The organism is Pseudomonas sp. S2_B10 (genome assembly GCF_054668425.1).
Window position 1 is genome coordinate 72,762 of record NZ_CP162768.1, and the last position, 14,641, is coordinate 87,402.

The following is a 14,641-nucleotide window of genomic DNA, read 5'->3' on the forward strand; positions in this document are numbered from 1 at the left end:
ACAGAAAACGGTGCCCGCGTTACCGCGAGCACCTTCGACTTGGTTGTTAGCCGCCGACCTCACGCAAAATTCTCTCAAGCTCAGGACGGGTCCACCTCTCCCAAGGGAATACCTCCCGGTCATCGCCGCTGTGCCAATACTCGCCCGCATCAAATGCCTGATAGATCGAAAATGCCGGCTCGGGCATCTCTGCGTACAAGGACAGATCGACGATATCGCTGATGACAATATTCATCACCTCATCACAGTAGTGAAAATCGCGGCAGCCGGTGATAAACAGTCTTGCCACTGAGATCGCCAACTGATTGAGAAGATCGCGGCTGTCGATCTGCAGGTGCTCACACATAACATTTAATTCGGTGTTTGGGGCTTTCTCAATCATCCCCAGTACGTAATCAAGCTCGGCATCACTAAGACCTGTGGCCATATGATCAAAGTACTCGTGAGTTCGGTTTTGCGATGGATTCAGGACAAGCCTGTTAGAAAACATTTTGGCAGATTTGCTGTTAAGCGACAGCTATGGTTCGAAAGCAGCTTCTGATTGGGTGGTCCCGTTTTCCCCAGGGCTTATTCGGCAGAGGTCGACTTGGACTGTCATCAGATAAAGGTGACAAAGCGGGTATCGAGACCCTCGTTCACTGGCGCTAGCGAATTGAGATAGTACACAAACACAAGGGTGGCCGCTTTTGGGTATTTGGCGATCCGTGACACGGAGATCGGCCAGAAGCGGCCAGTCAGTATCGATGAGATACGTTGGATGATTCCATTTTCAAATGAGCAGCGGGCAACACCCAGGTTGATCTACGCTTGAATGAAATCACGCGGAGAACCAGATCATGTCCCTCGCTCCCGGAAGAATATTGGCCCTGGCTTTGGGTGTCGTCTTCTGCACATCCGTGCTCGCACAAGGGGCAGCAGACAGCGATTCTCCACCGGCGATACTGCCATTGGCATCCGAGAGTGCGCCGAAACTCATTGCCTACCCGCCGCTTGCCGAGCCGCTCGCCCGTGGAGTGGTCATCATCCAGTTTCGAACAGAGCACGCCAGGATCATGCCGGTATTTGGCAAAGTGGCTGCTGAGGTATCACCACGCTTAGGTCACCTTCACGTGACCGTCGATGACTGGAAAGGTACGTGGGCGCACACCAGTGAAGACCCGATTATCCTGGTCGGGCTAACGCCCGGTGCTCACAAGGTTCTCTTGGAAGTGGCCGACCCGACGCACCAGATCATCACCAGTACGACAGTGAGTTTTACAGTACCGGAGAAGAAACCAATGGACGCTCCCCGTACTGACGATGATCACGCGGTAAAACCATGACCGCCGTGCTATCACCGTAACAGGCAACGATCGACGTCCCTGCCAGCGACTGCCTGGCTCAATATCTCCAGAAAACCGGGGTCACGAGCACCAACACCGTCAGGATTTCCAACCGGCCTAGCAGCATGCCAACGGTGAGTAGCCATTTGGCCGCATCTGGCAGTGACGAGAAATTACCTGCCGGTCCAATAATGGTGCCCAGGCCGGGGCCGACGTTACACACCGCCGTAGCGGCACCGCTCAGGGCGGTAATCCAATCAAGCCCGATCAGAGCCAGGCCCAAAGCGATGGCGGCAATCGTGATGGTGAAAAAAAACGAGAAGGTCAGCAGCGAGCGGACGATTTCCTCATCGATGGGATGGCCGTTGTATTTTTTCTGAATCACGGCGCGAGGGTGGATCAACTGCTTCAAGCTGCTGACCAGAAGCGCGGCGGCCACCTGAAAACGGAAGATTTTCAGCCCGCCGGCCGTTGAGCCGGAACAGCCACCGACGAAGGTCAGATAGAAAAACAGCAACACAGCGAAGCTGCCCCACAAGGTGTAGTCGCCAACCGCAATTCCAGTGGTCGTGACAACCGAGGTCACATTGACCGCCACGATACGAAACGCGTCCCACCATCCGTAGTCGCTGTGAAAATACAGCCAGGTACCTACCGCCAACGATGTGACGAGCAGGAATCCAATAAACCCGCGTACCTGGTGGTCCCTGATCAGCGCACGCCGATTGCCTCGACATGTAGCGACGTACAAGGTGAATGGCAGGCTGCCCAGGATCATGATGACCACCGCCACCCAGTGAATTGCTGGCTGCTCCCAATGCCCGAGGGAGGAATCCGACGTCGAGAACCCACCAGTAGAGATCAACGACATTGCGTGGTTGATCGCTTCGAATGGGGTCATTCCTGCGAGCCAGAGCGCCAAGGTGCCGATACCCGTCAGGCTTAGATAGAGCAAAAGGATGTACTTGGCTGCGACATGAGAACGTGGTGTCACTTTCTCCGACCAGTCCGAGGACTCTGTCTGGAAAAGACGCATGCCGCCGACTCGCAAGAGCGGAAGAATCGCGACAGCCATGCCGATAAAACCGATGCCGCCTAACCAATGCAGCATGGAACGCCAGATCAACAAGCCGGGAGAGGCGCTATCCAGACCGGTGAGTACCGTCGAGCCAGTGGTTGTGATGCCCGACATCGTTTCAAAGAATGCATCGGTGTAGCTGATATCGCTGATGAAAACCATGGGTAACGCTGCGAAGGCGCACACAACAACCCAGCTCGCGGTAGTCAGCAGGTACATGTCCCTGGGCCGAAGATTGCCGGTCTCCGGACGCCCTCGCACGATCAACAGCAGACCACAGATGAAGGTAATCAGACTCGACCAGAGAAAGGCCGACAGATCGTCGCTACGCTCATGGACCACCAGCGTGAACATGGGTATAGCCATGCTTACCGCCAGGGTGATCAGAAAAATACCCAAGATGAAGCCGATAAGCCGAATTGCTGCGAGGGACATCACGATAGCGTTCCAAATTAGCGCCGCGCAGTATCGGATGCCCTCAATAAAGACTGCGTAAATTCTCCGTAAAATTTTGACCTGCAATCAGTCAGGCTGCGGGAGCCAAGTCGTAGCCATGGGGCAATTACAACCCTCCCAACAGGCAGAAATCGCCAAACCCAGCGCTTACGCCGGGTTGGCGAATTTCGTTTAGCGGCCGACTCCTGCCTGGTTCAAACCCGCGGGCCAGCGGAGTGCTTGCCGCGGGTTTTCCACAGCGAAAGCAGCACACCGCCAAGCAACAAAGTCACCGTCACGCTCAGAGACAGGACTGCCGGAATCTTGCCGATGATGCCGACCATGAAGATCTTGCCGCCGATAAACACCAGCACCAGCGCCAGGGCGTACTTGAGGTAGGCGAAGCGGTGGATCATCGCCGCCAGAGCGAAATACAGCGCACGTAGGCCGAGGATGGCGAAGATGTTAGAGGTGTAGACAATGAACGGATCCTGGGTGATGGCAAAGATCGCCGGCACGCTGTCGACGGCGAATACCAGGTCGGCACACTCGATCAGCACCAAGGCCAGGAACAACGGCGTCGCCCAGACCACGGACTTGCCACTGGCATCGGTCTGGCGAACGAAGAAGTGCCCTTCATGCAAGCGATCGGTCACGCGCATGTGCTTGCGCAGGAACTTCACCAGCAGGTTCTCGCTAAGGTCCGGATGGGCATCGATCTTGCTGAACAGCATCTTTACCCCGGTCAACAGCAGGAAGATGCCGAACACATACAGAATCCAGCTGAACTCGGCGATCAGCGCTGCACCCAGGCCAATCATGATAGCGCGCAGCACTATTACACCGAGAATGCCCCAGAACAGCACCTCGTGCTGATACTTACGCGGAATTGAGAGAAAGCTGAAGATCATCGCCATCAGGAAGACGTTGTCCATCGACAACGATTTCTCAATCAGAAAGCCGGTGTAGAAATCCATCCCGGCATCACCGCCCTTGACCTGCCAGACCCAAAAGCCGAACAGCAAGCCGGCGGCAATATAGCCCGCAGACAGCAGCAGGCTTTCACGGACGCCGATCTCTCGATGCTCACGGTGCAGCACCCCAAGATCGAAGATCAAAAGGCCCAAAACGATGCTGACAAAAACGAGCCACAACCAAGTGGCGGTGCCGAGAAACTCGGCAAAAAAGAACGGTTCCAGGGCAGTCATGAGCCCCCTCCTCTAGTGTCGAAGTTGTACAAACTGCAACTCCGACATGGCAGCGATTCGCTGTCAGAGGGGCCCGGCGTTGTGAGGAAAAATTTAGAGAGCCGTGTGCGATTTCTCAATCGATCAAGAGTTGCAAGTTATTTCACAATGGCAGCCTCGTCAGAGGTTGAACTGCCTGTCGTCAGAAACTGAACGTACGGAGATCGATCACAATCTTCCGGTGATCAGCGCTGGCGTTCACACCGATATTGGCGCCATTGCCGACCTGCAAACTGACGACCAGGATTCGCGAAGAACCTGGCGGTCTATCCTTCAAGACTTGACTCACATTGATCGAGGCACTGCTGTATGAACTCTCTATGGATAGCACTGGCCATTTTCGGATGCCTCGTCGCTGCCTCGCTTCTCATGATGCAGTGGTACCCAAAGCTGGCAGCCCAACACAGGGACGACGAAACCAACTCCGTGATTCGTCTGGTCGCCAACATTTTTGTGGTGATGACCTCGCTGGTTTTTGGCTTGATGATCAATTCTGCCAAAAACACCTTTGAGTCTATTGATGCGAACTTCCATGGGTATGCAACCAGCATGATCATTTTTGATCGGACACTGCGGGGCTATGGCGATGCGGCGCAAGACACGCGAAATCGTCTGATCACCTATCTTGAGCGCGCTATCGAGACCCCGTATCGGGGAGACGAGGCGCTGCAGCATCGTAACAGCGAGGCGGCTAAATACCTGGATGACATAGGTAAGTCTTTGGCCCTTATAAAGCCTGCGGACCGCTACCATGAAACGATGCTTCAGGATATTCGTCAGCAATATCATTCGCTCATCGAGCGACGCTGGAGGATCGTCGAACAGTCAGAGGGAGCGATTCCTGGCCCGCTTATCGGGATGCTTGTAGCCTGGTTGACGCTCATCTTCGCCAGTTTTGGCTACCGCGCTCCCCGTAATTCGATGGTGAGAGGAATGTTCATCATCTCGTCATTGCTCATTGCAGCTTCCGTGTACCTTGTTTTGGACATGGACATACCATTTCACGGGCCTATCCAGATATTCGACGAGCCCCTGCGCAGGGCACTCGCGGTAATGCGGCTCTAGGGGCTAGCGCTCTGAGTCGTGGCCTCAAGATGAATCACGCGGAGTACGCTTGTAGCCGATTGCTGCCAGTCGCCACCGGCAGTTATCGATCCCGAGTAGCTATCAGGCGAGATGCCAGCACATCTGCGCCAAGCAAGCCGCTCACCAAACCTGGCGCAGGTTTGTCCTGCCTGAACTCCCAAACCCGCACAAAAAAATCACCGATTCATTGTCAGTTGATTTTTTTCGGCCTATCTTGAATAAAACCTATACAGGCAACCTGTATGCGTACAACCTTTTCGCCAGACATTGGCCCTCACGCAGCACCGCCACGAGTGACCCGAATGAGCCCACTATTAGCCAGCCATTACCGTGAAATCCTCGTTGGCGTCGGCGAAAACCCCGAGCGTGAGGGGCTTTTGGATACGCCCCAGCGCGCCGCCAAGGCGATGCAATACCTGTGCAATGGTTACGGGATGAGCCTGGAAGACGTCACCAATGGCGCGCTCTTCGAGTCGCAGAGCGATGAAATGGTGATCGTCAGCGACATCGAGCTTTATTCGCTGTGTGAGCATCACATGCTGCCGTTTATTGGCAAGGCGCATGTGGCGTATATCCCCACTGGCCGGGTGTTGGGGCTGTCGAAGGTGGCGCGGGTGGTCGACATGTTCGCGCGGCGCCTGCAGATCCAGGAAAACCTCACTCGGCAGATTGCTCAGGCGATCCAGCAGATCACCGATGCCGCCGGCGTCGCGGTGGTCATTGAAGCCAGGCACATGTGCATGATGATGCGCGGCGTCGAGAAGCAGAATTCGATCATGACCTCCTCGGTCATGCTCGGTGCCTTTCGCGACAGCTCGACGACGCGGCAGGAATTTCTCCAGCTCATCGGACGGCGCTAGGCCTATACATAATCTGTTACCTGTACAAGCTCAAGGAGTAGGCACATGACCCGATTTCTGCTGCTGTTAGGACTGGCGCTCAGCATCGCAAGCTGCGGCAGTGTCGATGTTGCTCGTTACGCTGACCAGCAACCTGCATTGAGTCTGGAGCAGTTTTTCAGCCAGCCCGTCAAAGCCTGGGGGATGTTCCAGAAGCGCAACGGCGAAGTGGTCAAGCGTTTCGAGGTCGATATCGCCAGCCGTCGTGAAGGTGAAAACCTGATCCTCGACGAGCGCTTCCGTTACAGCGACGGCACCCGTGAACGCCGAGTCTGGACCCTCACTCCCGGGGGCAATGGTCAGTGGAGCGGTCGCGCGCACGATGTGGTCGGGGTTGCTCAGGGCCAGATCGCTGGAAACACCTTCCACTGGCGTTATCGCCTGAACCTGCCAGTCGACGACTCGACCTACGAGATGAGCATGGACGACTGGATGTACCTGGTCGACGAGGACACGCTGATCAACCGCACCCGTATGTCCAAGTGGGGTTTCGAAGTCGGTCAGGTGACGGTGTTCTTCCGGCGCCAGAACGCTGGGACGAACCCATGAGCAGTGGGTTGACCCTGGCCTCGTTCGGCGACGGTTATCGCGCCTTGGTGATCGGCGCCAGTGGCGCCCTCGGCACGGCGTTTTGCCAACATCTGCAACAGGATCCACGTTGCGCCAGCGTCCGTGCGCTGGGACGCCAGACTGTGCCGAAGCTCGACCTCGAGCAACCCGAAACGATCGCCAGCGCCGCCGTTGAACTGGCAGGCGAAGCACCCTTTCACCTGATCATTCACGCGGCCGGCCTCCTCCATCGTGACCGGATCAAGCCGGAAAAAAGCTACAGCGCGATCGACGCCGAGTCGCTGCAGGCCGTGTTCCAGGTCAACACGCTGGGGCCTGCATTGCTGCTGCGCGACTTTCTGCCATTGCTTGCACCTCAAGGCGCGATGGCGATGCTTTCGGCAAAAGTCGGCAGCATCGGCGACAACCGTTTGGGCGGCTGGTACGCCTATCGCGCCTCCAAGGCTGCGCTGAACATGCTGATCAAGACCGCCGCCATCGAGCTTTCGCGCACTCGCCCGCAGAGCCGCTTGCTCAGTCTGCACCCGGGCACAGTAGTGTCGCCGTTGTCGCAACCTTTTCGCGGAGCCTCGAGCGCCCGCCCGGCAGACATTGCCGCCGGGCAATTACTGACTCTGATTGACACGCTAACGCCGGCCGACAGCGGCCATTTCTTCGCCTACGATGGAGAACGCCTGCCCTGGTAGGCAAGGAGTGAAGCATGAATCTGCAAACCCTCACCGAACGTGCGGCCAACAGTGAAGTTCGCGAACTGGAGCTGCTGTCACTTGAAGGTGGTTTTTATCTGGCGAGAATTCGCGTAGATCAGGGCCAATTCACCTTGCTCGATGACGCGGCCAAGCCAATGCACCTGCGCTCGATCACTCACCTGCGCGACTTGCTGCAGACCGTGCCGGCGTTTCCCTGCGTACTGGTGCAACAATGCGTGCACGACGAAATGTGCGGTCGGGATTCAGGGCCGGTTGAAGAGCTGCGCATTCCGTTTTCGCTGACCACGCCTTTATGAGGCTCAAGCGCGGCGAGCACTGAATGGCAGGCTGATAAGGCGCGCGTCGCCCAAGGGCGACGCATTTATCGAACCCCTGCCCCGTCCACGGGTCTGCTTCACATCGATTCCCTGGAAGTAAATCCCATGTCCACTCAACACACACTTGTCCTGCTTGCCCGAGGCGGATACGCCGCGCGCGGCGTTCTGTATCTGATCATCGGCATCTTCGCGCTGCTGGCGGCGCACGACTCCACCAAACCGAAAGACAGTCACAAAAGCCTCGAAGCGTTGCTCAGCCAGCCCTTCGGCTACGTGCTGATCGGTGTTGTGGTCGCCGGCCTGCTGGCCTTCGCCGCCTGGCGTGCGCTGCAAGCGATCCGCGATGTCGACCACCACGGCAGCGAGTTCAAAGGCCTGGTCATTCGCGCAGGTTTGCTCGCCGGCGGTCTGGTCAACGCGGCGCTGGCCTTCTTTGCCTTGGGTCTGTTGGTGAGTGGCCTCAGGAGTTCCGGCGGTTCCGGCGATGGCAAGACCAAGGATCTGCTCGCGCAGCTGCTGTCATTCGAGCATTCGAACCTGTTGATCTACCTGATCGCGCTGATCCCGCTCGGTGTCGGTATCGCCCACATCATCAAAGGCTGGAAGGCCTCGTTCGAGAAGTACTTCGAAGCGGATGACGAAGTGATGCGTTACGTGCGCCCGGTGTCGCGCTTTGGCTTGATCGCCCGAGGCGTGGTGTTTATCGAGATTGCAGTGTTGATGGCGGTCAGTGGCTCGGTTTACCAGGCAACCAATCCACCCGGCATGAAGGAAGCGCTGGATGCTTTGCAGAATCTGCCGGCAGGCGGCGTGCTGTTGATGCTGATGGCGTTAGGGCTGATCGCGTTTTCGGTGTACAGCTTTTCCGAAGCGGCCTGGCGCCGGATCGAAATGGATGTGCCGCTGTAAGCGGCGATTCGAGGGGGCGTGTGCCCCCTCGACTGCTTCCCGTCAAGTAAACAGATCAACGCCCAACTGGAACGCTACCCATAGCGCCAGACCTGTAGCAAACATCAGCGCGATGTTTTCAAACAGGTTGTTGCGATATTGCTTGTCCAGCAGCGATTTCTGGTTGGACATGATCAGCAAGCCCAGGGAAATCACCGGCAAACCAATGATGTTCAATGCGCTGACACCAATGGTCAGTGTGACGAAATCCGGCATGCCCGGCATCGACCAGATCAGCGGCGTGACCAGGATGAACAGCATGAACCACTTGTGCATCGGGTCGTGATGGAACTCTTTACCGTACTTCTCGCGACGCTCAGGACGAACATGCTGGAAGGCATCGGTGATCAGCATCGGAAACGCCGTGGTCTTGCCTGAAATACTGGCGAACAGCGTCGCGAACACGCCGATGAAGAACACGTACCAGCCGATCGGGCCGAAGAAGATTTCCAGCGCCTTGCCCAGATCGCCCAAGGTTTTCACCTCGATGCCGTTGGGCCGCAGGATTTCCGCACCGACGATCCAGATCGCCAGGTTGATGATGATCCCGACGAACACCGCAAACAGCAGATCGTTACGCTGAATGCGCTTGTGCTGCGGCCCGGTCCAGCCTTTCTGGCGCATGACATAGGGGTGCACGAAGTTGGCGATCGAGCCGGCAACCGCGCCGATCACTGAAACCGCCACCAGCAACGCGCCATGCACGCCTTCGTCCGGTGGAATGCTGAAGCCGATGGTGCCTTTGATGATGCCGCTGACATCCGGACCGGACATCACCGCCAAAGCGATGAACGCCAGGGTCATGATCGCCAGCAGCAGCTTCATCACGCCTTCGATCATCGTGTAGATGTTGCGCCCGACCAGCATCCAGACCGCCAGCACCACCGCCACCGAGCACAGCAATGGCTGATCGATCTTGAACAGCATCGCCAGCGACTCCCCTGCCCCCTTGATCATGTAGGCGTTCATCAAGTGCCCCATCAACAAGGCATAAACCAACATGAACCAGGCAAACACCGGGTTGAGCTGGGCGTAGCCCTGCAGGATGGTCATGCCCTGGTTATTACACAGCTGGAACCGGGCAATGATGTTGACGATCAGGTACCTGAGCAACAGCGAGACCGCCAGCACCCACATCATTGCGTAGCCGTAATTCGCACCGGCCACTGACGACGTGATGAGATCGCCCGCACCGAGCCACGACAGCACGGCGATAATGCCAGGGCCGAGCAGTTTCAGCGTACGCAGGAACAGGTTTTGCGGTTTTGCAGCGGCCTGATGATCGAGTGGAGCCATGCTCGTCATAGGGGTATCTCCATTATTGTTTTTGTGAGAGTTGTTGCACTGCGCACATTAGGTAGGATGTCGTACAACAACGCTAACGGGAGAGTATGTAGAAATGTGTCAAACCTCAATCACGACCACCCTCTCCGGTCATTTCCGCTGATCAAAATCATCTAGAACAAGCACGTCAAATAAGCGTAGCGACGTTACAGGCCCACGAAATAGCCATTGATGGCCCAGCCAATCACTCATAGGATGACTGATCACAACAACAATAAGGCTGAAAATGATGAAAAGAACCCTCTTGATCGCTGCGCTCGCTTCAGCTCTGAGCGTGACGGCCAACGCCGCTACCTTCGCTTATATTTCAAGCCCCGGTGACGGTCTCATTTCGCAATACCGCCTCGATCAGAACAACGGCGCACTCACCCTTATTGAACAGGTTCAGGCCGGTGATCAGGTCAATCCCATGGCGCTCACCCCGGACGGCAAAGTGCTGTTTGCAGCGTTGCGGGTCAAGCCTTTCCAGGTTTTGGGCTATCAGATCGACTCCAAAAGCGGGCACCTGACAAAGTTCACCCAAGCGCCTCTGGCAGAAGAGCATGGCCTACCTGTCGACCGATCAAAAAGGTCGCTACCTGCTCGCCGCGTCCTACGGCGCCGATACCCTCAGCGTTCAAAAGATCGGCGAGGATCAGCAACCTTCCGCCAACATCCTGCGCTACCCGACCGGCCTGCACGCGCATTCGATTCGCACCGAGCCGAGCAATCGCTTTGCCTACGCTGGCAACCTGGGCACCGACAAGGTGCTGCAATATCGCCTGGATGCCGAGACTGGCGAGCTCAGCGCGATCGGCAGCGGCGCGGTCAGTGTTCCGGAGAAAACCGGGCCTCGGCACCTGGCGTTCTCGCCCGACGGCAAATTCCTTTACGTCGTCGGTGAAATGAGCGGCACCGTGACGGCGTTTTCGATCGACGAGGCCAGCGGCGCGTTGACCCGAATCGCTGAAGCCAACGGCATTCCCGAGCGATTGAAACTGGCCCACGGCGAAGTCCGTGATGCGCGCAACAACGACTTGAAAGACGATCCGACCCCGCGCATCTGGGCTGCCGACCTGCGCATGTCGCCGGATGGAAAACTGCTGCTGATGAGTGAGCGCACCAGCAGCAGCGTTTCGGCATTTGCCGTGGATCCGGCATCAGGAGCACTCAAGTTCCTCGATAACTACCCGGTGCAAGAACAGCAACCGCGAAATATCGCCTTCTCCCCCGATGGCCACTGGCTGCTGGTGACGGGCGAGAAAAGCGCCAAGGTCGGTACGTACGCGGTGAGCAAGGATGGCGCGCTGAAGCGTGTCGGTGAAGCGGCCTCCGGCAAAGGCGCATTATGGATAGAAATACTGCAAACGCCTGATGCATGAATATCTGCGGAGCAGCAACTGCTCCGCCGTTCTGCAACTAATCCCCCGCCGCTTCGGTCATTAGGTTTGCCGAGGTTGATACATTTACGCAGACCTCACTTTCAAGAGACTGCCCACCGTGATCAGCCATCTCGATCGCCGCAACAACCGCTCGCTGGACAGTCTGAATTTCTTCCTCGCCGATGTTCGCGACGGCCTCGGGCCGTACCTCGCCATCTACTTGCTCGCCGTGCACCACTGGGACCCGGCCAGTATCGGCGTGGTCATGACCATTGCCGGTATCGCCGCACTGATCACGCAGACGCCCGCTGGTGCGCTGGTTGACAGCAGCCGGGCGAAACGGGCGCTGGTCATCATCGCCGCGCTATTGGTCACGGTGAGTTGTCTGCTCCTGCCGTTCATTTCGTCATTCAGTCTGGTGGCATTGACTCAAGCCTTGAGCGCGGCGGCAGCATCTATTTTTGCCCCGGCCATCTCCGCGATCACCCTGGGCATCACCGGCCCGCGAGCATTCACCCGGCGTACCGGTCGCAACGAGACGTTCAACCACGCCGGCAACGCGTGCGCAGCGTTATTAGCCGGTTTGTTTGCCTATCTGTTTGGTCCGGTGGCGGTGTTTTATCTGATGGCGGTCATGGCGCTGGCCAGCGTGATTGCCGTGCTGTTCGTCTCGGCCGAGGCGATTGATCACGACGTCGCGCGCGGTTTGCAGCCTGGCGATCAAAGCCATCAGCCGTCCGGGTTCAAGGTACTGCTGAGCAATCGCCCGTTGCTGATGTTTGCCCTGTGCTGCGCGCTGTTCCACTTGGCCAACGCGGCGATGCTGCCGCTGGTGAGCCAGAAACTCGCGCAAGCCAACTTGCACATGGCCACACCGCTGACGTCGGCGTGCATCGTCGCCGCGCAACTGGTGATGGTGCCGATGGCGCTGCTGGCCGGCGCGAAAGCCGATGTATGGGGGCGCAAACCGTTATTGCTGGCGGGTTTTCTGATCCTGCCGCTGCGTGGCTTGCTCTACACCTTCTCGGATGATCCGTACTGGCTGGTCGCCGTGCAGTTGCTCGACGGCGTCGGCGCTGGTTTGTTCGGTGCGCTGTTTCCAGTGATGGTCAAGGATCTGACCCTCGGCTCCGGGCATTTCAATGTCAGCCTCGGCGCGCTGACCACAGCGTTTGGCCTGGGCGCGGCGCTGAGCAACGGGCTAGCCGGTTTTGTCGTCGAAGCCGCCGGTTACAGCGCCGCATTCCTAACCCTTGCCGCAATTGCAGGAGCAGCGTTTCTGCTGCTGTTGATCGCTGTTCCGGAAACGCTGCAGCGGACTGAGAAAATCGAGTCCGCTGCGGTTATGGGCCAAACCTGAGCTAATCGCCACCGCAGCCATCGCCTAAAACGCTGTACGTGGCGACATGCCGCTGGCCGTGGCTGTCTTCATAGACGACCTCCACCGGAACAATTCCGCAGGCGGCGCTGGTGTCGGTGATGCTGATGATTTTGGCGATATCCAGTGGCACGCCGGTTTGTGCAGGTTCGGTGGCGGCGAACACGTTGCCGGCGAGGATGGTCAGGGTCAAAGCAATAAACGTTTTCATGCTGTGATCTCTCTATAAAGGATGGGGAATTCAGGCCTGACGTTCAGTCAGCAATTGGCGCGCGGAATCGGCCATGACCGGCAGCGCTCCGGCGAGCATCAGGACGTCTTTGAGCACCAGGCGTCCGGCACCGGACAGATAGGGAAAGCCATGCTGACCATCGCCCAGCGCAGCGACCCAGGCTTCAGGCGTGGTAACCAGAAAGCTCAGGGTCACCAGCGGCGTAGCGAACGCCAGCGCGCCACCGAGCAGGCCGGTGCGGCGGGAAAGTGGGTTGGACAGGACCAGCAGACCGATGACGATTTCCACCACGCCAAGCCCGGTGGAAAAACCGTAGGTGTTGTTCGCGGTCTGCCAGGCGCGCTTGTCGGCGTTCAGCTCGCCCTCATGGGTCAGGTGCGCCTTGTAGTCCTGCGGGTGTTCGTAGAAGAACGACATCACCGGGCTGTTGGCGACGAAGGGCGTGATGCTGTCGGCTTCGTACGGGACGAATTTCAGCGCGCCGATCCACAGGAAGACGATGGCGATGGCCGCGCGCATCAGCGGGATACCGAGGCGATCGAGTTTGCCGAGCTGTTGTAGTCCGGCGTTGATTGAGGTGAACATGCGACGTCTCCAGATCAATGAAAGTGGAGTCAGTCTGCGGTGCTACCGAATCGCGCTTTTGTCGGTCATGCTCAACGTCTTGCTCAATCGTCTCAACTTTGCGGATTCCTTCGTGATGGGTGCCAATGAACTCGCTCGATAAGCTCATCAGCCTGGCCAACGTGCGCGGCAGCCTCGATCTGCGTTGCCAGTTTCAAGGCGACTGGGCGCGCGATCATCAACAGGAAGCCTTGGGCAAGGCGCCCTATCACATCGTGCTCAAAGGTGAATGCCGGGTGGAACTGGCCAGCGGGCAACGCCTGGCGATGCGCGCTGGCGATATTCTGCTGTTGCCACGGGGCACGCCGCATGTGCTGCACAGCGGCGGTAAAGATGTAGCGCCAATGCTGCCAACGCTGATTCCCGGCGGGGTGTTGCCGATCTATCGGCTGGGTGGCGCGAGCGCCGATCTGGACATGCTCTGCGGTGGCTTTCATTACAACCGCGCATCGATGCTGTTCGCCGCCCTCCCCGATTACCTGTTGATTGCCAACGATGGTTTGCCGGTGGATGCGCCGCTGACAGCCCTGGTCGCGCTATTGCGCAGCGAAGCCGACAGCGAACAGCCGGGTGCACGCTTTCTCCTCGACTCACTGTCCCAAGCGTTGTTCACCTTGATTCTGCGGGCGCACCTGGCCCGTGCGGAGCAGGACAAAAGCACCCTGGCGCTGCTCGGCGATCAGCGCCTCGGCCGCACCTGTCAGGCGATATTGGCTGACCCAGCGCACGAATGGACCATTGAGGCCATGGCCGACACCGCGAACATGTCCCGCGCAACGTTCATGCGCACCTTCGCCCGGGTCGCTGGCGTGTCGCCGTGGGTGCTGCTGACCCAGCTGCGCATGGAGCTGGCATTCAGTCTGCTGAGCCATTCGCATCTGGGCCTGAATGACATTGCCGTGCAGGTCGGCTATCAGTCGCAAGCTGCATTCAGCAAGAAATTCAAGGAAACCTACGGCGAGGCCCCGGGCAAGATCCGCCGCGCGATCTGAGCGGATGGATCGCTTTGTATCAGCGTGTAGCATTTGCCGACACAGATACATACGCATGCGAAGTTCGGCCGTGCGCACACACAACTGACACATTTAGC

General features: G+C 57.9%; 15 protein-coding genes and 1 pseudogene. 10 read left to right on the plus strand and 6 right to left on the minus strand.

Features of this window, described 5'->3' with window-relative positions; all coding sequences use genetic code 11:
• Positions 1-46: 46 nt before the first annotated feature.
• Positions 47-427, minus strand: a complete 381-nt coding sequence (locus AB4O45_RS00345; protein ID WP_095180041.1) for a hypothetical protein — start codon at positions 425-427, stop codon at positions 47-49.
• A gap of 409 nt (positions 428-836) precedes the next feature.
• Here AB4O45_RS00345 and AB4O45_RS00350 point away from each other — a divergent pair, with 409 nt between their 5' ends.
• Positions 837-1,322 carry a DUF6130 family protein gene (locus tag AB4O45_RS00350; RefSeq protein ID WP_460160908.1) on the plus strand — a complete coding sequence of 162 codons (486 nt, stop codon included), beginning with the start codon at positions 837-839 and terminating at the stop codon, positions 1,320-1,322.
• A gap of 58 nt (positions 1,323-1,380) precedes the next feature.
• Here the strand turns inward: AB4O45_RS00350 and AB4O45_RS00355 are convergent, their stop codons facing one another.
• Both AB4O45_RS00355 and AB4O45_RS00360 read right to left on the minus strand, forming a co-directional pair.
• Complete coding sequence (locus tag AB4O45_RS00355) at positions 1,381-2,835, minus strand: TrkH family potassium uptake protein (protein ID WP_056786084.1); 1,455 nt, start codon at positions 2,833-2,835, stop codon at positions 1,381-1,383.
• Between the two features lie 215 nt (positions 2,836-3,050).
• Positions 3,051-4,043: a TerC family protein gene (locus AB4O45_RS00360; protein ID WP_258706710.1), complete on the minus strand. Its 993-nt coding sequence runs from the start codon at positions 4,041-4,043 to the stop codon at positions 3,051-3,053.
• Positions 4,044-4,391: 348 nt separating this feature from the next.
• On the opposite strand from AB4O45_RS00360, the gene AB4O45_RS00365 reads away from it, so the two are divergent.
• The 6 genes from AB4O45_RS00365 (at position 4,392) to AB4O45_RS00390 (ending at position 8,573) form a co-directional block, all read left to right on the plus strand.
• Entirely contained in the window at positions 4,392-5,147 is a 756-nt protein-coding gene (locus tag AB4O45_RS00365) for a bestrophin-like domain (protein WP_460160909.1), read from the plus strand.
• A gap of 323 nt (positions 5,148-5,470) precedes the next feature.
• Entirely contained in the window at positions 5,471-6,028 is a 558-nt protein-coding gene (gene folE / locus AB4O45_RS00370; protein ID WP_041480339.1) for a GTP cyclohydrolase I FolE, read from the plus strand.
• A gap of 45 nt (positions 6,029-6,073) precedes the next feature.
• Positions 6,074-6,616, plus strand: coding sequence for a DUF3833 domain-containing protein (locus AB4O45_RS00375; RefSeq protein WP_150635226.1), 543 nt, complete (start codon positions 6,074-6,076; stop codon positions 6,614-6,616).
• Entirely contained in the window at positions 6,613-7,323 is a 711-nt protein-coding gene (locus AB4O45_RS00380) for an SDR family oxidoreductase (protein ID WP_460160910.1), read from the plus strand. Before AB4O45_RS00375 ends, AB4O45_RS00380 begins: the two co-directional genes overlap by 4 nt.
• A gap of 14 nt (positions 7,324-7,337) precedes the next feature.
• Complete coding sequence (locus AB4O45_RS00385) at positions 7,338-7,643, plus strand: DUF6482 family protein (protein ID WP_016774774.1); 306 nt, start codon at positions 7,338-7,340, stop codon at positions 7,641-7,643.
• Positions 7,644-7,769: 126 nt separating this feature from the next.
• Positions 7,770-8,573, plus strand: a complete 804-nt coding sequence (locus AB4O45_RS00390; RefSeq protein WP_056786090.1) for a DUF1206 domain-containing protein — start codon at positions 7,770-7,772, stop codon at positions 8,571-8,573.
• Positions 8,574-8,615: 42 nt separating this feature from the next.
• On the opposite strand, the gene AB4O45_RS00395 is transcribed toward AB4O45_RS00390, so the two are convergent.
• Positions 8,616-9,908, minus strand: a complete 1,293-nt coding sequence (locus AB4O45_RS00395; RefSeq protein WP_371699886.1) for an Nramp family divalent metal transporter — start codon at positions 9,906-9,908, stop codon at positions 8,616-8,618.
• 274 nt (positions 9,909-10,182) lie between these two features.
• On the opposite strand from AB4O45_RS00395, the pseudogene AB4O45_RS00400 reads away from it, so the two are divergent.
• Positions 10,183-11,317: pseudogene (locus tag AB4O45_RS00400) on the plus strand (lactonase family protein).
• 118 nt (positions 11,318-11,435) lie between these two features.
• Complete coding sequence (locus tag AB4O45_RS00405; RefSeq protein WP_252867634.1) at positions 11,436-12,677, plus strand: MFS transporter; 1,242 nt, start codon at positions 11,436-11,438, stop codon at positions 12,675-12,677.
• A gap of 1 nt (position 12,678) precedes the next feature.
• Here the strand turns inward: AB4O45_RS00405 and AB4O45_RS00410 are convergent, their stop codons facing one another.
• Positions 12,679-12,906, minus strand: a complete 228-nt coding sequence (locus AB4O45_RS00410) for a DUF2790 domain-containing protein (protein WP_252867635.1) — start codon at positions 12,904-12,906, stop codon at positions 12,679-12,681.
• Between the two features lie 30 nt (positions 12,907-12,936).
• Entirely contained in the window at positions 12,937-13,512 is a 576-nt protein-coding gene (gene rclC / locus AB4O45_RS00415) for a reactive chlorine resistance membrane protein RclC (RefSeq protein ID WP_252867636.1), read from the minus strand.
• 125 nt (positions 13,513-13,637) lie between these two features.
• Here rclC and AB4O45_RS00420 point away from each other — a divergent pair, with 125 nt between their 5' ends.
• Positions 13,638-14,543, plus strand: a complete 906-nt coding sequence (locus tag AB4O45_RS00420) for an AraC family transcriptional regulator (RefSeq protein WP_460160911.1) — start codon at positions 13,638-13,640, stop codon at positions 14,541-14,543.
• The last annotated feature ends 98 nt before the right edge of the window (positions 14,544-14,641 follow it).